Below are 17,027 nucleotides of genomic sequence, written 5' to 3'. Positions count from 1 at the left end.
GTGTTGGTCGTTTTCAAAACCCCCCCCCCCCCCTATTTTTATCTGGGGGCCCCGCGTTTGCCGCACCCCCCACACCCCGGGGGCCTTACTCGTGTGTCTCCTGGGGGTCGAACCCCCAGACCCCCGCCAGGGAGGGCTCCGCCCCCCTGGACCCCCGGCGCGTGGTTGCGTTCCACTGTTTTGTCGCCGTGCGTTGTGTGTCGCGTCTGATCACGTGAGATCTCCGCTTAATCACGTGAGGTCGCTGTTCAATCACGTGAGATCGTCGATTGAGCACGCGAGAGGTCGTTGTGGGGGTGGATTGGGGCTTCGCCCCTTGCCCCCGTGGTGGGGGACGTGAGCGTGGTTGGTCACCGTGGGGGCGTGAGCGTGGGTGGTTAGCGGGTGGCGGTTAGTTCGGTCCAGGATTGGGTGAAGGAGCCGTCGCTGGAGTGGAGCCAGGTTTGGGCGGAGCGGGCGGCGGAGGCTAGCTGGTCTCGGTGTGGGAGGGGGGCTGGGTTGTTGAGAGCGGTGGCCAGTCTGGATTCTATGTAGGCGGCCAGTTCTCGGTAGGTCATGTCTTCGCGGTGGCGGGTTCTTGTGGTGATGTTGGTGAAGCCTGCGGTGGCGACTTCGGTGGCGATGGTGCGTCCCGCGAAAGGGTTGCCGCCTGCTTGGCGGCGTAGGAGGTAGTGGCCGCGGAGGGCGGCTTCTACGTTGGCGGTTCTTGGGCGGAGTTTGGCTTTGCTCCAGTCTGAGGTGGAGATGGCCAGGGTGGCGCCTGGGCGGAGGACTCTTCTGAGTTCCGCCAAGGCTGCTTGGGGATCTTTCAGGTGTTCGAAGAGGGCGTGGCTGAAGGCGGCGTCTATTGTGGACGTTTCGAAGGGTAGGGCGTAGACCGACGCGGCCAGGAAGTCCACTGTGGACCTTCTTGTCTTTTCGGCCTTCGCTCGCGCTCTGGCTAGCTGCTCGGGGTTGGTGTCGATGCCGGTGACGTGGGCGGTGGGGGCCAGGTCGACGGTGATGGTGCCGGGGCCGCAGCCGAGGTCGAGGACGTGGGTGTCCGGGGCGAAGAGCGGCAGCGCGAAGGCGGCGCGTTCGGCGGCGGTCCTGGCAGCCATCATGGACATGGCGTCTTCGCCGAACCCCGGCGCGTAACCCTCTGGCACGCCGCACACAGTACGGCCACGAGGTGGCAGGATCGAGGGGTGAGCACGCAGTCAGCCAAGCAGTACCCGTCCGCGCTGGTCCCGGACCGGCTCTTCGACGACGCCGCGGCCGAGACCCGCTGGCGGGCACGCTTCCACGCACCCCGCATCTCCGTCCCCGAGTGGGCCCGCGACGCCCCCGACGCCAACGTCTACGTCTCCAACGCCAGCGGCGTCTGGGAGGTGTACGCCTGGGATCGCGCGACGGACACCCACCGCCGCGTCACCGACCGGCCCAACGGCACCCTGCACGCCACGCCCTCGCCCGACGGCCGCTGGATCTGGTGGTTCGACGACACCGACGGCGACGAGTTCGGCTCGTGGGTCCGCCAGCCGTTCGCCGACGGCGCCGCCCCGGAGAAGCCCGAGAAGGCCGTCCCGGACGTCCACGACGGCTACCCCGCCGGGCTGGAGATCGGCTCGCGCGTCACCGCGGTCGGCGTCTCGACCGACGACGGCAGCGAGCTGTTCGCGCGGATCGACGGCGAGACGCGGCGCTTCTACAGCCATGCCGACGACGCCGGGATCGCGTCGCTGTCCCGCGACGAGACACTGATCGCCATCTCCCATTCCGAACACGGCGACTCCCGGCACCCGGCGCTGCGGGTGCTCGCCACCGACGGGTTCACCGCCGTCGCCGAGAAATGGGACGGCGAGGGCAAGGGGCTGTCCGCACTGGAGTTCTCGCCCGTCGCGGGCGACTCGCGCCTGCTCGTCCTGCACGAACGCCGCGGCCGCGAGGAGCTGCTGGTCTGGGACGTGCGCGCGGACACCGAGACCGAAATCGACCTCGGCCTGCCGGGCGAGGTCGTCGCGGACTGGTACCCCGACGCGCGAGCGCTGCTCGTCGTCCACTTCCACCAGGGCCGCAGCTCGCTGTACCGCTACGACCTCGAAACCACCGAATTGTCCTCTTTGGACACCCCGGCCGGCCGGATCGGCGGCGCGGGCGCGCGTCCGGACGGCACTGTCGAGTACTCGTGGTCGAGCGCCGCGGAGCCGACAGCCGTACGTGCCAGGAAGCCCGACGGCACCGACGCCGTACTCCTCGAACCTCCCGGCGAGCGGCCGCCCGGCTCGGCGCCGGTCACCGACGCGTTCGTCGAAGGAATCGGCGGCCAGATCCACGCGCTGGTTTCGCGGCCGTCCGACGCCCCGGACGGCCCGCTCCCGACGGTGTTCTCGCTGCACGGCGGCCCGCACTCGGCCGACGAAGACCGCTTCTCGGCGTACCGCGCGACGTGGCTCGACGCCGGTTTCGCCGTGGTCGAGGTGAACTACCGGGGCTCAACCGGCTACGGCTCGGCCTGGCGCGACGCGATCGAAGGACGGCCTGGGCTGACCGAGCTGGAAGACGTCGCCGCCGTCCACGACTGGGCCGTCCAAAGTGGACTCGCCGACCCGGCGAAGTGCGTCGTGAACGGGGCCTCCTGGGGCGGTTACCTCAGCCTGCTGGCACTCGGCACCCAGCCCGCGCGGTGGGCGGCGGGGATCGCCGGGGTGCCGGTCGCCGACTACATCGCGGCCTACGAGGACGAAATGGAGCAGCTGCGCTCGTTCGACCGGGCGCTGTTCGGCGGCTCGCCCGAGGACGTTCCGGCGCTCTACGGCGAATGTTCGCCGATCACCTACGTCGACGCGGTCGCCGCGCCGTTGCTGGTGCTCGCCGGCGACAACGACCCGCGCTGCCCGATCCGGCAGGTCGAGAACTACCTCGACCGGCTCAGCGCCAGGGACGCGCCCTACGAGTTCTACCGCTACGACGCCGGGCACGGCTCGCTGGTGATCGCGGAAACCATCAAGCAGACGTCGATCGAGGTGCACTTCGCCCTGCGCGCACTCGGCCTCCGCTGACGTCCGGCACGTGCTCCGAAGGCCACCTTCAGGGACTTGAACGCCCTCAAGGTGGCCTTCGGAGCATTGAACGTCAGAAGCCGCGGCTCAGCGTCTTGAGCCGTCCGACGGCGGTTTCGGGGCCCTCGAACGACACACGCACCGCGTCCCGGCCGAAGCAGAACAGCAGCAGGTCCACCGGCGCACCGATCACGGTCACGACGTCCGGGCCGGTCTTGACCGCCGCCTCCTGGCCGTCCGGGGTGCGCAGCGTGACGCCGACCGGCGATTTGCGCAGGTTCACCTTGGCGATCTGCCGCGCCGAGCGCCACGCCGCCGCGTCCCGGCGGGCGTCCGGTTCGCGCGGTTCCCAGTCCGGCTGGGCGCGGCGGACGTCCTCGTGGTGCACCAGGAATTCGGCGGTGTTGGCCGCCTCGTCCAGCGAACCGAACGAGGTCGGCCAGTACCAGGCCGGGCCCTGGCGGATCTTCTGGACCAGCTCACTCCACGGACGCGCGGCGTACGAGTCCTGGACGCGCTGGGTGTGCTTGGCGAGCGCCGGGATCAGGATGCCGGGCGCGGCGTCCGGCCGGTGCTCGCGGACGAGCAGATGCGCCGCGAGATCGCGCGCCGCCCAGCCCTCGCACAGCGTCGGGGCGTCTGGCCCGACCTGCTCGAACAGCGTGCACAACGCCTGACGTTCCTCCGCCGCAACACCCATGGGCCCGACATTACCCGCCGGTAGCACGGACAGCCACAGCTAGTGGTGGAAGCTCGAAACCTGGTTCTTCGACGGACCGCTCTGCGCTTCCAGTTCCGGGAGGACGCGAGTCAGGTCGGCCAGCAGCAGGTCCGCGAGGTCGTGGGTGAAGCCGTTGCGCACCACGATCCGCAGCACGGCAAGATCGGTCCGGTTCTCCGGGAACGTGTACGCGGGCACGAGCCAGCCGCGTTCGCGTAGCCGCCGCGAAACGTCGAAGACGTCGAACGCGGTCACCGACTTCTTCGTGGTGAAGGCGAAGACCGGAAGCTGATCACCGCGGGTCAACAGCTCGAACTGCCCGAGCGCTTCGATGCCCTCCGCGAGGTACGTCGCGACGTCACGCGACGCCTGTTGCACGGCACGGAATCCTTCGCGGCCGAGGCGGACGAAGGTGTAGTACTGCGCGGCGACTTCGGCGCCGGGACGGGAGAAGTTCAGCGCGAAGGTCGGCATGTCGCCACCGAGGTAGTTCACGTTGAACACCAGTTCCGAGGGCAGCGCCGCCTTGTTCCGCCAGACCACCCAGCCGACGCCGGGGTAGACGAGGCCGTACTTGTGGCCGGAGGTGTTGATCGAGGCGACGCGCGGCAGCCGGAAGTCCCACACCAGGTCCGGGTCGAGGAACGGCGCGATCATCGCGCCGGAGGCACCGTCGACGTGCACGGGGATGTCCCAGCCGGTGCGCGCGGCGAGTTCGTCGAGCGCCGCGGTGATCTCGGCGACCGGCTCGTAGCTACCGTCGAAAGTGGACCCGAGGATCGCGACGACGCCGATGGTGTTCTCGTCGCAGCGGGCCACCGCCTCCTCGGCGGACAGGTGGTACCGGTCGCCGTCCATCGGCACCAGCCGCGGCTCGACCTCCCAGTACTCGCAGAACTTCTCCCAGCACACCTGGACGTTCACGCCCATCACCAGGTTCGGCCGCCCGGTGCGGCCCAGCTTCGACCACCGGCGCTTGAGCGCCATCCCGGCGAGCATGCAGGCTTCCGACGAGCCGGTGGTGGAACAGCCGATGACGTCGGTCACGTCGGGCACGTGCCACAGGTCCGCGAGGATGTTGACACAGCGGCGTTCCAGCTCGGCCGTCTGCGGGTACTCGTCCTTGTCGATCATGTTCTTGTCGACGCATTCGGCCATCAGCACCCGTGCCTGCGGCTCCATCCACGTCGTCACGAACGTGGCGAGATTGAGCCGGGCGTTGCCGTCGAGCATCAGCTCGTCACGGACGAGCTGATAGGCGGTGTCCGGTGCGAGCGGGTCGTCGCCGAGTTTGTCGCGCGGCGGGACCAGCTGCGCCGCTTCTGCCGGATTCGCCCCGCCGTAGAGCGGGTTCGTCCCCCCACGACGTGCCGGGTGGGCTGGTTTTCCCTGATGCAGCACCATGATTCGCACGGTAGCGCTGTCCGGCGTCCAGGGCACCCCCGCGCCACCCGGCAGGGGCGGGGTCAGGCCTGCTGGGCCTGCCACATCCAGTGCGCCTTCTCCAGCGCCTGGGTGATCTCGATGAGCAGGTCCTGGGTGACCAGGTCGCTCTTGTCGGTCTCGTCGATACGGGCCCGCAGCCGCTCGATCAGCTTCGCGAGGATGTCGACGATCGCGGCGACCGTCGATTCCACGGACTGCCAGTTGTCCGGGTACTCGGGCGCGCCGGAGCTCTCGACGACCGTGCGGGCCTTGCCGTTCGGCGAGACGCCGATGGCGTTGGCGCGCTCGGCGACCTCGTCCACGTAGGTGCGCGCGGTGTCGACCAGCTCGTCGAGCTGGAGGTGCACGCTGCGGAAGTTGGCGCCGACGACGTTCCAGTGCGCCTGCTTGGCGATCAGCGACAAGTCGACCAGATCCACCAGGGTCGCCTGCAGGACGTTCCCGGTGATCTCCTTGTCGGCCTCGGCGAGCGGGCTCTTGATCGGAGAAGTGGACATGGTGTTCTCGTTCCTTTCAGCCGGTTCCGGCCGACCTGGCAGTCGTAAGCCGGATCAGACGGTCGCGGAGAGCGCGACCTCGATGTTTCCCCGCGTTGCGTTGGAATACGGGCACACCTGGTGTGCCTGCGCGACCAGCTCGTCGGCCTGCCCCTGCTCCAGGCCGGGCAGCGACGCCTTCAGCGCGACCGCGAGCCCGAAGCCCACGTCCTTCTTGAGCACGCTGACTTCGGCGGTCACCGTGGAATCGGACAGCTGGACCTTCGTCTGGCGAGCGACCAGCTGCAGCGCGCTGTGGAAGCACGCCGAATAGCCTGCGGCGAAAAGCTGCTCGGGGTTGGTCTTGTCACCGCCGGGCCCGCCCATCTCCTGGGGAATCGCCAGCGACTCGTCGATGACGCCGTCGGACGAGGTGACCTCGCCGTTGCGGCCGTCGCCGCGAGCCGTCGCGACAGCGGTGTAAAGAGCCTCAGCCATGCCTTCGCCTACCTCCTTGTCGGAGCACTCACCGTCGAGCGCCTGCAATGAGTAACAACGTTTCGAAAGTACGGAAACATTGCCGGTCATGGCAGGCGTCACTTGAGGGAATACCCGGAAGGTGGGCGAAGAAACGTGGGTCAACCCGCGCGAGTGATGGCGAACTCCGCGACCTGACGGCCGATGAGGCGCAGCGTGCGCAGGCTCTTCTCGTCGGAGGCGCCGCCGCCCTCGTCGAACTTCGTTTCCGCCGAGTTGATCGACCCGCCGAGCGGCGTCGTCCAGCCGCGCAGGGCGTGCGTGATCGTGCGGAGCTGCTCGAGTGTGGTGACCGCGGCCTGCCAGCCGTAGGCGACCGCGGCGAGGCCGACGGCGCGGCCGTCGAGGTAGGGCCGGACGTCCTCGCGCAGGTCTTCGACGTAGTCCAAGGCGTTCTTGACCAGCCCGGACAGCGCGCCGTGATACCCGGGCGAGACGACGATGATGCCGTCCGCGCGGCGGATGGCGTCGATCAGGCGCACGGCCCGCTCGTCCCGGTCCCGTGCCGCGGGGTCGTAGAACGGCAGCACAAGCTCCGGGCCGGGGATCAGCTCGGTGCGGACGCCGAGTTCGGCCGCGCCGTCGAGCGCGATACGCAGCGCGCGTTCGGATTGCGAGCCCGCTCGCAGCGAACCACCGATCCCGAGCACATTGACCGTCTTGGCTGAAGTCACCCTTCCGAGGCTAACCCCTCCACTTAACTGGAGGACCAGGATCTGGGACGGAGTCGTGGGTCACATCTCGATCCTTGCTGGACCTGTTACCTACTGAGCAGTAACGTCAGGGATCGTTCGACGGCGTCCGAGGAGGAACAATGGCGATCCCGCTCCTGGTCCGTGCCCAAGCCGCGTCCGCTCAGCTGCTGTACTGGCTGCCACGGCCGGTCAGGCGCGTGCTCGCCGGGCGTCCCATCCGGCGAGACGGCCAGGAACTCGCGCTGGACGCCCAGTTGCTGCTCCGGCTGCAGAAGCTGACCGGCGCCGAGCTGGTCCGTGGTTCGGTCGAGCAATCGCGCGCACTGCTCGAGCTGGGCAGGCACCTGGTGAGCGGCAGGCCGATCGAGCCCGTCGCGGCGCGCGAAGTCCAGATCCCGACTCCGGACGGGGACCTCCCCGCCACGCTCTACACCCCGGCCGGGCTGCCCGAGCCGTCCGGTCTGCTGGTCTTCTTCCACGGCGGCGGCTGGGTGGTCGGCAACCGCACGTCGCACGACAACGCCGCCCGCTACCTCGCGAAACACGCCGGCGTCCGCGTCCTGTCGATCGAATACCGGCTGGCTCCCGAGCATCCGTTCCCGGCGGCGGCCGAGGACGCCGTCGCCGCGTTCGAATACGCGCACGCCAAGGCGAGCGACCTCGGCGCCGACCCGGACCGCATCGCGGTCGGCGGGGACAGCGCGGGCGGCAACCTCGCGGCCGTCACCGCACAGCAGACGGTCGCGAAGGGCGGGCCCGCCCCGGTGTTCCAGCTGCTGATCTACCCGGCCACGGACTTCACCAAGCGCTACCGCTCGCGGGAGCTGTTCGCCGACGGCTTCTTCCTCACCGACGCGCACATGAACTGGTTCGAGGGCCACTACGTCCCCCGGGGCACGGACCTGACCGATCCGCGGCTCTCCCCGTTGCACGCGAAGGATCTCTCCGGGCTGCCACCCGCCTACGTCGTGACCGCGGGCTTCGATCCGTTGCGCGACGAGGGCGAGACGTACGCGCAGAAGATGCGGGAGGCCGGGGTGCCCGTCGCGTTGAGCCGGCAGCCGGACCTCATCCACGGCTTCCTCAACTTCACCGGCGTCGGCTCGCGGTTCACCGAGGCGGTCGCCGAAATGGCGGGCGCGCTGCGCACCGGCCTCAGCAGGTAAAACGCCGGAATCCGGTGCGGAGGAATGTCCGCACCGGATTCCAGCCCCCGTTCGTGGGTTGCCGTTACGGCTTGGGCACCGGCGGCACCGGCACCGGGAGCGACGGCACGCCGCCGCCCACCAGGCTGGCGAGCAGGCCGGTGACCAGGTTGAGCAGGGCGTTCAGCAGATCGCTGACGATCTTCAACGGCCCGGGCAGATCCGGGATCTTGATGGGCGGGATCGCCGGTACCGGCGGCAGCTGACGCGGCGTCGCCTTGGGGTCGTTCAGCAGCCGTTTGGTCTCGGTGCCGTACAGCTCCGCCTTGCCCGCGGTGTCCTGCGCCTCCGCCTGGATCTGGTAGCGCTTTCCGGTCGCGAGCTCGGAGAGCACCGGATTGAGCTCGTCGAGCCTGCTCTTCGTGGCGTTGACATCGCCCGCGTAGGCCACCTTGGTCAGGTCGTCACGCAGCTGCAGAACCCGGGCGGCCACCGCCTGAGTGCTCGATGTGCCGTGCCCGCCCGCGGGAGCCGCGGCGGCCATGTGTGCCGTACCGACCGCCAGCATGGTGCCCGCTGCGAGCACCGCGATGGATCGGACGAACTTGCCTTTCATTCGTACCTCCTGGCCTCGGGAGACCTGACGGGTAAATCGATACCCGCCGTATCGGAGATCCACCACCCGATCACCGGTTAGAGCCCATTTCTAACCCTTACGTGCCGAATTCAATGGCCGCGAAATTTCCCGCAATTGATTAACGTCGTGAGCTTGCCCTTAACCCTGATGATCATCTTGACCGCTCAGGAATCTGACTATGCGTGACCGCCGGCCACGATAGAACACGAAGGTAACCCACATCGGTCTATTGCGTGATCGTTTATCTTCATCACTCCGTCGGACCGCGTGTCGCGACTGCTCCGGATGGGGGCGTCCCCCACCCTCGCCTCGCCCCACCGTGTAGGTGCCCCGAAGCACGACGGCCCGGCACGCCGCGCGTGCCGGGCCGCTCACTCCGTGGTGGGAGCAACAATGTGGAATTGTCTTCGCGTATTACTTGCCGAACGCCGCGGCGACCTTGTCACCGAGGTTCTTGTCCACGTTGCGCCAGTATTCGAAGACGCGTTCCAGGACCGGCGCGGAAACCTCGTTCGAGGCGTGCCCGATGATGTTGTTCGCCAGCCGCTCGCGCTGCGCGTCGTCCATCACCTGACGCACCAGGGTGCCCGCCTGGCCGAAGTCGTCGTCCTCCGCGTGCAGCTTGTACGCGGAACGGATGACCTCGTCCTCGACGCCGTAGTTCGACGCCGTCTCCGACGCCAGCGCGGGGTCGGCGTGCGGGCCGCCGAAGGAGTTCGGCGCGTACACCGGGTCGCCCGGGTTGTTGTAGCGCATCGCACCGTCGCGCGAGTAGCTGTTCACCGGCGCCTTCGGCGCGTTGACCGGCAGCTGGGTGTAGTTGGTGCCGATGCGGTAGCGGTGCGCGTCCGCGTAGGCGAACAGCCTGCCCTGCAGCATCTTGTCCGGGGACGGGCCGATGCCCGGCACCAGGTTCGACGGCTCGAACGAGGCCTGCTCGATCTCGGCGAAGTAGTTCGACGGGTTGCGGTCGAGTACCCAGCGGCCGACCTTGATCAGCGGGTAGTCGCTGTGCGGCCACACCTTGGTCAGGTCGAACGGGTTGAACCGGTAGTCCGCCGCGTCCGCGTAGGGCATGACCTGGACATACAGGGTCCAGCTCGGGTGATTGCCCTTCTCGATGTTCTTGAACAGGTCGCGGATGTGGTGGTCGGCGTCCTCGCCCGCGAGGCGGTCGGCGTCGGCCTGGGTCAGGTAGCCGATGCCCTGGTCGGTCTTGAAGTGGTACTTCACCCAGAACTTCTCGCCGCCGGCGTTCTCCCACAGATAGGTGTGCGAGGAGTAGCCGTTCATCTCGCGCCAGCTGGACGGGATGCCGCGGTCGCCCATCAGCCAGGTGACCTGGTGCGCCGACTCGGGACGCAGCGTCCAGAAGTCCCACTGGATGTCGTGGTCGCGCAGGTGGTTGTCGGCGCGGCGCTTCTGCGAGTGGATGAAGTCGGGGAACTTGATCGGGTCGCGGATGAAGAACACCGGCGTGTTGTTGCCGACGATGTCGTAGTTGCCCTCGGTGGTGTAGAACTTCACCGCGAAACCGCGCGGGTCGCGCCAGGTGTCGGGCGAGCCGTTCTCCCCGGCCACCGTCGAAAAACGCACGAGGCTCTCGGTGCGGACGCCCGGCTGGAACAGCGCGGCCTTCGTGTACTGGCTGACGTCCTCGGTCACCTCGAGAAAGCCGAACGCGCCACCGCCCTTGGCGTGCACCACTCGCTCCGGCACACGTTCGCGGTTGAACTGCGCGTTCTTCTCGATGAGGTAGTGGTCCTGCAACAGGATCGGGCCGTTGGCGCCCAGCGTCAGCGAGTCGTTGTCGCTCGCGACCGGGATGCCGACGTTGTTGGTGGTCGGCTTCGTCACGCCGATACCTCCTCGTTCGGGTGGGATGGAATGCAGTCCGGGCAGAGTCCCCAGAAGACGACCTCCGCCTCGTCGATCCGGAAGCCGTCCGCGGCGGAGGGCTCCAGACAGGGCGCCGAGCCGTGCACGCAATCGACGTCCTCCGTGCGCCCGCAGGCACGGCACACGACGTGGTGGTGGTTGTCCCCGGTTCTCGTTTCGAACCGGGCCGGATGTCCCGCCGGTTCGATCCGCCGCACCAGGTGGGCACCGGCACACGCGCCGAGCACGTCGTAGACGGCCTGCGTGGACACCGAACCCAGCACGTCGCGCACCCCCGCGGCGACCTGGTCGGCCGTCGCGTGCGGATGTCCGGCGAGCCATTCGAGCACGGCGACCCTCGGCGCGGTGATCCGCAGACCGGCCGATCGGAGTTGCCGCCGTACGGGGCTTTCCTGGTGTGGCATGACACTCGCCAGCTTGCCGCGCTTTCTGGAATCAGTCAAGAAAAGCCGCCGGGTCGGGTGATTTCGCAGGTCAGCGAGGCGTGTCGCGCGCACCGGGCGTGTCCGCGATCATGATCCTCGCCACAGCAGCATAAAGAATTTGCACGGTCGTACCATCTTGGGTTCTCATCGATTGCGTGCCGCTGAAGCCCTATCGCCAGGTTCTGGCCATCCCCCGAGTCCCGTCCTCGATGGTGCTGATGTTCTTCGCGCGGCTGCCGATGACGATGATGGGCGTCACCCTGACGATGTACGTGGTGAGCGTGCTCGGCCGCGGTTACGGCGCTGCCGGGCTCGTCGGCGCGGCGACGACGCTGGGCTCCGCGCTCGGCGCCCCGCTGATCGGCAGGCTCATCGACCGCTTCGGGCTGCGCCCGATCGTCGCGGTCTGCGGGGTCAGCTCGACGGCGTTCTGGTTCGCCGCGCCGCACCTGTCGTTCACCGCGCTGGTGCTGGTCGCGTTCCCGGCCGGTCTGCTCGCGGTGCCCGCGGGCTCGCTCGCGCGGCAGGTACTCACGGCACTGGTACCGATGACACAACGGCGTTCGGCGTACTCGCTGGACACGATCCTGGTCGAGGCCTCGTTCATGATCGGCCCGGCGGCGGGCATCGCGGCGATCACCCGCTTCCCCGCGACGCTGACGCTCAGCGGCATCGGCGTCCTCTTCGGCGCGACCGCGCTCCTGCTGTGGGTCACGAACCCGCCGATTCGCAACGAGGACGAGCAGCTTCCGGAACTGGCGGGCTCGCGGCCACCGCTGCGTGAATGGCTTTCCGGGCAGATGGTCGGCACGCTGTTCGTCGCCGCCGGCGCGTTGTTCTGCCTTGTCGGCACCGAAGTCGCCACGCTGGCGGCGTTGCGGGCCACCGGCGAGACGTCGTGGACCGGCCTGGTGATCGTGGTCATGTGCGTGGCGTCGCTGGTCGGCGGCGTCATCCACGGCGCGGTGAAACGGTCGCTGCCGCAGGCCGCGCTGATGTTCCTGCTGGCCGTCCTGGTGATCCCGGTCGGGCTCGCCGATCAGCCGTGGTGGCTGCTCGCGCTCGTGCTCATCCCGACGAACGTCCTGTGCGCGCCGACGCTCGCGGCCACCACCGAGACCATGGGCAGGCTGGCCCCGGCCCGTGTGCGCGGCGAAGCGATGGGCCTGCAGGACGCGTCGACCCGGCTCGGCCTCGCCATCGGCAGCCCTGTCGTCGGCTTCGCGATCGACCACTCCAGCCCTGCCTGGGGCTTCGCCGCCTCGGGCGTCGGCGCACTGATGATCGCGGCGATCGGCCTGCTGTGGCACCGGAAACGCGCCGCCGACCGCGTCCCCGTGATGGCGACGTCCGCCTGACGCCCGCTCGCCCGCTCGGCTAGGCGCAGACCTTGCGGAGCGCGTCGAGGCGTTCGAGGTTGCGTTTCGTCCACGCGGCGACGACCCCGGCGTCCTCGATGCGTTCCTTCTGCACCTGGAGGTAGGAGTCGGCCATCCCGGTCAGGGCGTTCTTGACGTCCTGCTGCTGGACGTTGCCCGCCAGCTCACGCAGGCGGCGTTCCTTGTCCAGCGCCCGTTCCTTGAGCTTCGCCGGATCCGGATTGAGGTCCGCGAGCCCGAGCGCCTCACCGCACGCCTTGACCTTGTCCACCGTCCGGCCCGCCGAACCGGCGGCGGAATCGACCTGATCGGCCGCCGAGTTCACCTGGTCGCAGCCGGCCAGCAGCACCGCGGCCGCGACGAGCGCCGCGCCGATTCCCCACCTCTTCATCCACCCAGGCTACCGACAAAAGCCGTGAAGGCCTCCTTCACAGCGTTGAGCGCTGTGAAGGAGGCCTTCACGGACGAGCAAGCTCAGCCCTTGACGCAGATCACCTGCTTGAGGTGGGCGACGACCTCCACGAGGTCGGTCTGCGCCTTGATCACCGAGTCGATGTCCTTGTACGCGGCGGGAATCTCGTCCACCACACCCGAGTCCTTGCGGCACTCGACGCCGGCCGTCTGAGCCGCGAGGTCGGCGGCGGTGAACGTCTTCTTCGCCTTGTTGCGCGACATCCGGCGGCCCGCGCCGTGCGACGCGGACTCGAAGGACGACGTGTTGCCGAGCCCGCGCACGATGTACGAGCCGGTGCCCATGCTGCCCGGGATGATCCCGAGGTCGCCCGAACCCGCGCGGATCGCGCCCTTGCGGGTCACCAGGAGGTCGACGCCGTCGTAGGTCTCCTCGGCGACGTAATTGTGGTGACACGAGATGGCGTCGTCGAAGGTCGTACCCGGTACCTCCTCGGCGAGCGCCAGCTTCACCAGCGCGACCATCGTCGCCCGGTTGCGCGCGGCGTAGTCCTGCGCCCAGAACAGGTCGCGGCGGTAGGCCGCCATCTCCGGGGTGTCCGCGACGAACACGGCGAGGTCCGGGTCCGGCAGATCGGCGTTGTGCGGGAGCTTGCGCGCCACGGCCATGTGCCGCTCGGCCAGTTCCTTGCCGATGTGCCGCGAACCCGAGTGCAGCATCAGCCACACACGGCCTTCGTCGGCACCGCCCTGCTCGAGGCAGACCTCGATGAAGTGGTTGCCGCCGCCGAGGCTGCCGACCTGCAGATGCGCCCGCTGACGCAGTTCCTGGACCCCGGGATGCAGGTCACCGAACGCCTTCCAGAACGTGTCCCAGCCACCGACACCGTGCACCTTCGCCGTGTTGACCGGCGTCTTGTGCAGGCCGAACCCGACCGGCACCGCCGATTCGATCCGGCGGCGCAGCTTGCCGAGGTCGTCGGGCAGGTCGGCGGCGGTGAGCGAGGTGCGGACAGCGCTCATCCCGCAGCCGATGTCGACGCCGACCGCCGCCGGGGACACCGCGTCGCGCATCGCGATCACGCTGCCCACGGTGGCCCCTTTGCCGTAGTGCACGTCGGGCATGACCGCGACGCCGTGCACCCACGGCAGGTTGGCGACGTTGTGCAGCTGGCGCATCGCCTGATCCTCGACGGAGGCGGGGTCCGCCCACATCCGGATCGGCACGCGTGCGCCTTCGACCGCGGTGTACATGTCCATTCCTTTCCTGGTACGTCAGTGTTCCCAGCATCCACGGGCCATCCGCGCGCGGCAAACGGTTTACCCGGAATTCTCCTTAGGACTGTCTACTGAGGACTTGACGGGAACTGTAACGTTTCGCGGCCGAAAAGAGATGAGCTGACGCCGCGACTGCGGCAGAATACGGTCTCCGTGCCTGCGAAGGCACGCCCAGGGGGAGGGTTTCACCAGGTCATGAGGGTTTCGCTGCGCGCGCTGCTCGCCGTCTGCCTGCTCGCCGGTTTTCCGCTGCTCATCCTGGCGCTGGTCGCCGGGCTGGTGGTGCTGGAAATCATCGCGATCCGCCATTCGCCGATCAGCGCGCTGAAACTCGCCATTCTCACGGTCCCGGCGGGGTACGCGTTGATCCGCGGTCTGTTCGAACTGGAACGGCACAAGGCCGAGGAGGAAAGCGGCGTACTCGTGACGCCGGAAACGCAGCCGGAACTGTGGGCGCTCGTGCGCGCCCTCGCCGACGAGGTCGGCACCCGGCCGCCGGACGACATCCGGCTGGTGCCCGCGGTCAACGCCGCCGTGGCCGAGGAGACCCGGCTGCTCGGCCTGCGCGCGGTGCGGCGCCACCTGTACATCGGCGCTCCGCTGCTGGCCGGGCTGAGCACCGGCGAGCTGCGCGCGGTGCTGGCGCACGAGTTGGCCCACTACAGCAACCAGGACACCCGGCTCGCCGGACTCACCTATCGCGGCGAACGCACCATGCGGGGGACGCTGTCCCGGCTGAACCCGCGCGACTGGTTCCAGCGGCTGGTCCGCTGGATCTTCTTCGCCTACACGAAGCTGTACTTCAAGGTTTCCCGTGCGGTCACCCGGCGCCAGGAGCTCGCCGCGGACGCCGCCTCCGGCCGGATCGCGGGGCCCGCGACGGCGGCGAGCGCGCTGCGGCAGATCGGCGCGCTGGCCATGGCGTGGCGGTTCTTCATGAACAACTACGCGACGATCGGCTGGCGCGCGGGCTACCTCCCCCGGAATTTCGCGGACGGCTTCGGGCTTCTGCTTGCCGACAGCTCGCGACAGTCCGAATTGGACGAGATCCGCGGCAACCCGGACGACGAGGAATCCCCGTACGATACGCATCCGTCGATGGCGGCCAGGATCGCGGCGCTGGACGGCATGCCACCGGTCCCCGCGGCCCCTGGCGACGAAAAGCCCGCGCGGGCGATCTTGCGCGACGCCGACGCCGTGGTGGACGCGGCCATGCAGGCCGGTCTCGTCGACGAAGCCAAGCGTAAGCAGCGAGTCGACTGGCCGACTCTGGTCCACGTCAGCTGCCAGCACGCTCTCACCGAAGAAGCCGCCGGGATCTTCGCCGGCGCCGCACGGGTACTGGGCCGTCCGGCGACGCTGACCACGCTGCTTGACGCCGTCGATGCCGGTCAGTTCGTCGCGCTGGCCGACCCGGAGTCGAAGCCCGCCGAGGGCGCGGGCCCGCGTGCCCAGCGGGAGTTCGCCGTGACCTCAGCGAAGCCACGTCTGTCCACAGTGGTCCAAGTCGCGCTGGCCGACGCCGGGCACGCCCGGTGGACGTTGTCCTGGTCCGAACCCGCCACGCTCGCACTGGACCCGCCCTACGACACCGAAGTGAAACCGGCGGTCGACGCCGCCTTCGAGGGCGACACCGCACCGCTGCGCGCGCTGCTCGGAAAGGCCGAGATCTCCCTTTCCTACCAACCGCTCGCCACCACCCCCGCCTGATCGGAGTCCGATGCTTTCCCTGCTGTTCAAGCCAAAACAACGCAAAGCCGTGTTCGCGCTGATGAAGGAGGCCAAGCGCCGCGGCGTCAGCGCCGACGAGCTGATGGACGTGCTCACTCCGGAAGAGCTGTCGGAGTTCATCCCGCTGGAGAAGAAGGAACGTCCGGTCGACGTCACGAAGTGGGGGCTGCCGGCGGACGACGAGGTCACCACGGACCGGTTCTTCAGCGACCTCGCGCTGGCCGAGGCGGACACGGCGGCGCGCTCCGGTGACTGGGCACCCGCGGCGGAACTGCTCGCCGAGATCGGCACCGACTGGGACCGCCGCGGCGTCGCCGCCTCGTTGCTGGGCGAGACGGCCGCGAACGACGACACGTGGCTCAAGGCCTGGCAGGCGGCGCGGCCGGGCGACCCGGACGCCGCCGTCGTGCACGCCGAGGGCCTGGTCCGGCTGGCCTGGCAGATCCGCGGTGGTTACCGCGCCGACCAGACCAGCCGCGAGCAGTTCGCCGGGTTCTTCCGCGTGCTGGAAGAGGCCGAAGAAGCGACCAAGGCAGCAACCGAGCTGGCGCCCGAGGACCCGACGCCGTGGTGCACCATGCTCACCCTCGCGCGAGGGCGGCAGTACGAGCACGAGCGATTCCGTCCACTGTGGAACGAGCTGATCACGCGGGCTCCGCTGCACCACGGCGGCCACACCCAGGCATTGCAGTACTGGTGTGAGAAATGGGGCGGCTCGCACGAGCTGATGTTCGCCTTCGCGGAAGAGGCCGCCGCGAAGGCGCCCGCACTGGCCGTCATGCCGCTGGCAGCCGCGCACGAGGCGGCGATCGTCGACGCGCCCGCATGGAAGACGAAGCAGGTCAACGCCGCGCTGGACCGGCTGCTGCCGTGGCTCGACGGCGAGGGCGCACGCCACCCCTCCGCCCGTGAAGACCGCGCATACGCCGCGCTCGCGCTGGTCGAAGCGGGGCGGCACAACGAAGCTGTCGAGCAGTTCCGGAAGCTCGGGACGCACGCCGACGGCGGTGTCTGGGCCTACTACGCCGTGCCGAAGCGGAAGTTCCTGACCACGCGCTACCAGGCCTGCCGCCACGCCTCCCGGCCGCGCTGAAGGGGACTTTCACCTCGTCTCACGCGCTGTATGGGGGGGGGGGGGGTTGGGGGAGGGTGGGTGGTCTGGGGGGGGGCGCGACGGGCGGGGGGGCGGGGGGGGCGGGGTGGCGG

Annotated in this window: 16 protein-coding genes; 5 read left to right on the top strand and 11 right to left on the bottom strand. The window is 69.0% G+C overall.

Annotated features, from left to right (window positions below):
* Positions 1-377 precede the first annotated feature (377 nt).
* Positions 378-1,148, bottom strand: a complete 771-nt coding sequence (locus ACFWX1_RS12325) for a class I SAM-dependent methyltransferase (RefSeq protein ID WP_378386586.1) — start codon at positions 1,146-1,148, stop codon at positions 378-380.
* Between the two features lie 39 nt (positions 1,149-1,187).
* On the opposite strand from ACFWX1_RS12325, the gene ACFWX1_RS12320 reads away from it, so the two are divergent.
* The gene (locus ACFWX1_RS12320) at positions 1,188-3,041 is read left to right on the top strand and encodes a S9 family peptidase (RefSeq protein ID WP_378386584.1); all 1,854 of its coding nucleotides are present in this window, start codon (positions 1,188-1,190) and stop codon (positions 3,039-3,041) included.
* A 73-nt stretch (positions 3,042-3,114) separates the two neighbouring features.
* Here ACFWX1_RS12320 and ACFWX1_RS12315 read toward each other — a convergent pair whose 3' ends face one another.
* The 5 genes from ACFWX1_RS12315 to ACFWX1_RS12295 all read right to left on the bottom strand — a co-directional run bounded on the left by ACFWX1_RS12315 (position 3,115) and on the right by ACFWX1_RS12295 (position 6,895).
* Complete coding sequence (locus ACFWX1_RS12315) at positions 3,115-3,741, bottom strand: TIGR03085 family metal-binding protein (RefSeq protein ID WP_378386583.1); 627 nt, start codon at positions 3,739-3,741, stop codon at positions 3,115-3,117.
* A gap of 39 nt (positions 3,742-3,780) precedes the next feature.
* The gene (locus ACFWX1_RS12310; protein WP_378386581.1) at positions 3,781-5,166 is read right to left on the bottom strand and encodes a glutamate decarboxylase; all 1,386 of its coding nucleotides are present in this window, start codon (positions 5,164-5,166) and stop codon (positions 3,781-3,783) included.
* A gap of 62 nt (positions 5,167-5,228) precedes the next feature.
* Complete coding sequence (locus ACFWX1_RS12305; RefSeq protein ID WP_378327904.1) at positions 5,229-5,705, bottom strand: Dps family protein; 477 nt, start codon at positions 5,703-5,705, stop codon at positions 5,229-5,231.
* 54 nt (positions 5,706-5,759) lie between these two features.
* The gene (locus tag ACFWX1_RS12300) at positions 5,760-6,182 is read right to left on the bottom strand and encodes an organic hydroperoxide resistance protein (RefSeq protein WP_378386579.1); all 423 of its coding nucleotides are present in this window, start codon (positions 6,180-6,182) and stop codon (positions 5,760-5,762) included.
* Positions 6,183-6,322: 140 nt separating this feature from the next.
* Positions 6,323-6,895, bottom strand: coding sequence for an NADPH-dependent FMN reductase (locus tag ACFWX1_RS12295; protein ID WP_378386578.1), 573 nt, complete (start codon positions 6,893-6,895; stop codon positions 6,323-6,325).
* A 140-nt stretch (positions 6,896-7,035) separates the two neighbouring features.
* On the opposite strand from ACFWX1_RS12295, the gene ACFWX1_RS12290 reads away from it, so the two are divergent.
* The gene (locus tag ACFWX1_RS12290; RefSeq protein ID WP_378386576.1) at positions 7,036-8,082 is read left to right on the top strand and encodes an alpha/beta hydrolase; all 1,047 of its coding nucleotides are present in this window, start codon (positions 7,036-7,038) and stop codon (positions 8,080-8,082) included.
* 64 nt (positions 8,083-8,146) lie between these two features.
* Here ACFWX1_RS12290 and ACFWX1_RS12285 read toward each other — a convergent pair whose 3' ends face one another.
* The 3 genes from ACFWX1_RS12285 to ACFWX1_RS12275 form a co-directional block, all read right to left on the bottom strand.
* A complete protein-coding gene (locus ACFWX1_RS12285; RefSeq protein ID WP_378386574.1) occupies positions 8,147-8,677 on the bottom strand; it encodes a hypothetical protein in 531 nt (176 codons plus the stop codon).
* A 435-nt stretch (positions 8,678-9,112) separates the two neighbouring features.
* Positions 9,113-10,555: a catalase gene (locus tag ACFWX1_RS12280; RefSeq protein ID WP_378386572.1), complete on the bottom strand. Its 1,443-nt coding sequence runs from the start codon at positions 10,553-10,555 to the stop codon at positions 9,113-9,115.
* Positions 10,552-11,001 (bottom strand): Fur family transcriptional regulator, encoded by a 450-nt coding sequence (locus ACFWX1_RS12275; RefSeq protein ID WP_378386570.1) that lies wholly within the window; start codon positions 10,999-11,001, stop codon positions 10,552-10,554. Before ACFWX1_RS12275 ends, ACFWX1_RS12280 begins: the two co-directional genes overlap by 4 nt.
* A gap of 230 nt (positions 11,002-11,231) precedes the next feature.
* On the opposite strand from ACFWX1_RS12275, the gene ACFWX1_RS12270 reads away from it, so the two are divergent.
* Positions 11,232-12,380, top strand: coding sequence for an MFS transporter (locus ACFWX1_RS12270; protein WP_378386726.1), 1,149 nt, complete (start codon positions 11,232-11,234; stop codon positions 12,378-12,380).
* Between the two features lie 19 nt (positions 12,381-12,399).
* On the opposite strand, the gene ACFWX1_RS12265 is transcribed toward ACFWX1_RS12270, so the two are convergent.
* Positions 12,400-12,792 (bottom strand): hypothetical protein, encoded by a 393-nt coding sequence (locus ACFWX1_RS12265; protein WP_378386568.1) that lies wholly within the window; start codon positions 12,790-12,792, stop codon positions 12,400-12,402.
* 83 nt (positions 12,793-12,875) lie between these two features.
* Complete coding sequence (locus ACFWX1_RS12260) at positions 12,876-14,066, bottom strand: RtcB family protein (RefSeq protein ID WP_378386566.1); 1,191 nt, start codon at positions 14,064-14,066, stop codon at positions 12,876-12,878.
* A gap of 219 nt (positions 14,067-14,285) precedes the next feature.
* Here ACFWX1_RS12260 and ACFWX1_RS12255 point away from each other — a divergent pair, with 219 nt between their 5' ends.
* Both ACFWX1_RS12255 and ACFWX1_RS12250 read left to right on the top strand, forming a co-directional pair.
* Entirely contained in the window at positions 14,286-15,800 is a 1,515-nt protein-coding gene (locus ACFWX1_RS12255) for a M48 family metallopeptidase (protein WP_378386564.1), read from the top strand.
* 10 nt (positions 15,801-15,810) lie between these two features.
* Positions 15,811-16,914: a DUF4034 domain-containing protein gene (locus tag ACFWX1_RS12250; protein WP_378386562.1), complete on the top strand. Its 1,104-nt coding sequence runs from the start codon at positions 15,811-15,813 to the stop codon at positions 16,912-16,914.
* Positions 16,915-17,027: the final 113 nt, after the last annotated feature.

Origin of the sequence: Amycolatopsis sp. NPDC059021, assembly GCF_042739895.1 — a bacterium.
Taxonomy (GTDB): domain Bacteria; phylum Actinomycetota; class Actinomycetes; order Mycobacteriales; family Pseudonocardiaceae; genus Amycolatopsis.
Note: the sequence above shows the minus strand (reverse complement) of the source record. Positions and strands in the feature narration are given on the sequence as shown.

Excerpts from the sequence above, each read along its gene's own strand:
- ACFWX1_RS12275 (WP_378386570.1), bottom strand. The coding sequence starts at position 11,001 with ATGCCACACCAGGAAAGCCCCGTACGGCGGCAACTCCGATCGGCCGGT.
- ACFWX1_RS12265 (WP_378386568.1), bottom strand. The coding sequence starts at position 12,792 with ATGAAGAGGTGGGGAATCGGCGCGGCGCTCGTCGCGGCCGCGGTGCTG.
- ACFWX1_RS12305 (WP_378327904.1), bottom strand. The coding sequence starts at position 5,705 with ATGTCCACTTCTCCGATCAAGAGCCCGCTCGCCGAGGCCGACAAGGAG.
- ACFWX1_RS12290 (WP_378386576.1), top strand. The coding sequence starts at position 7,036 with ATGGCGATCCCGCTCCTGGTCCGTGCCCAAGCCGCGTCCGCTCAGCTG.
- ACFWX1_RS12285 (WP_378386574.1), bottom strand. The coding sequence starts at position 8,677 with ATGAAAGGCAAGTTCGTCCGATCCATCGCGGTGCTCGCAGCGGGCACC.
- ACFWX1_RS12250 (WP_378386562.1), top strand. The coding sequence starts at position 15,811 with ATGCTTTCCCTGCTGTTCAAGCCAAAACAACGCAAAGCCGTGTTCGCG.
- ACFWX1_RS12310 (WP_378386581.1), bottom strand. The coding sequence starts at position 5,166 with ATGGTGCTGCATCAGGGAAAACCAGCCCACCCGGCACGTCGTGGGGGG.
- ACFWX1_RS12260 (WP_378386566.1), bottom strand. The coding sequence starts at position 14,066 with ATGTACACCGCGGTCGAAGGCGCACGCGTGCCGATCCGGATGTGGGCG.
- ACFWX1_RS12315 (WP_378386583.1), bottom strand. The coding sequence starts at position 3,741 with ATGGGTGTTGCGGCGGAGGAACGTCAGGCGTTGTGCACGCTGTTCGAG.
- ACFWX1_RS12270 (WP_378386726.1), top strand. The coding sequence starts at position 11,232 with ATGGTGCTGATGTTCTTCGCGCGGCTGCCGATGACGATGATGGGCGTC.
- ACFWX1_RS12300 (WP_378386579.1), bottom strand. The coding sequence starts at position 6,182 with ATGGCTGAGGCTCTTTACACCGCTGTCGCGACGGCTCGCGGCGACGGC.
- ACFWX1_RS12255 (WP_378386564.1), top strand. The coding sequence starts at position 14,286 with ATGAGGGTTTCGCTGCGCGCGCTGCTCGCCGTCTGCCTGCTCGCCGGT.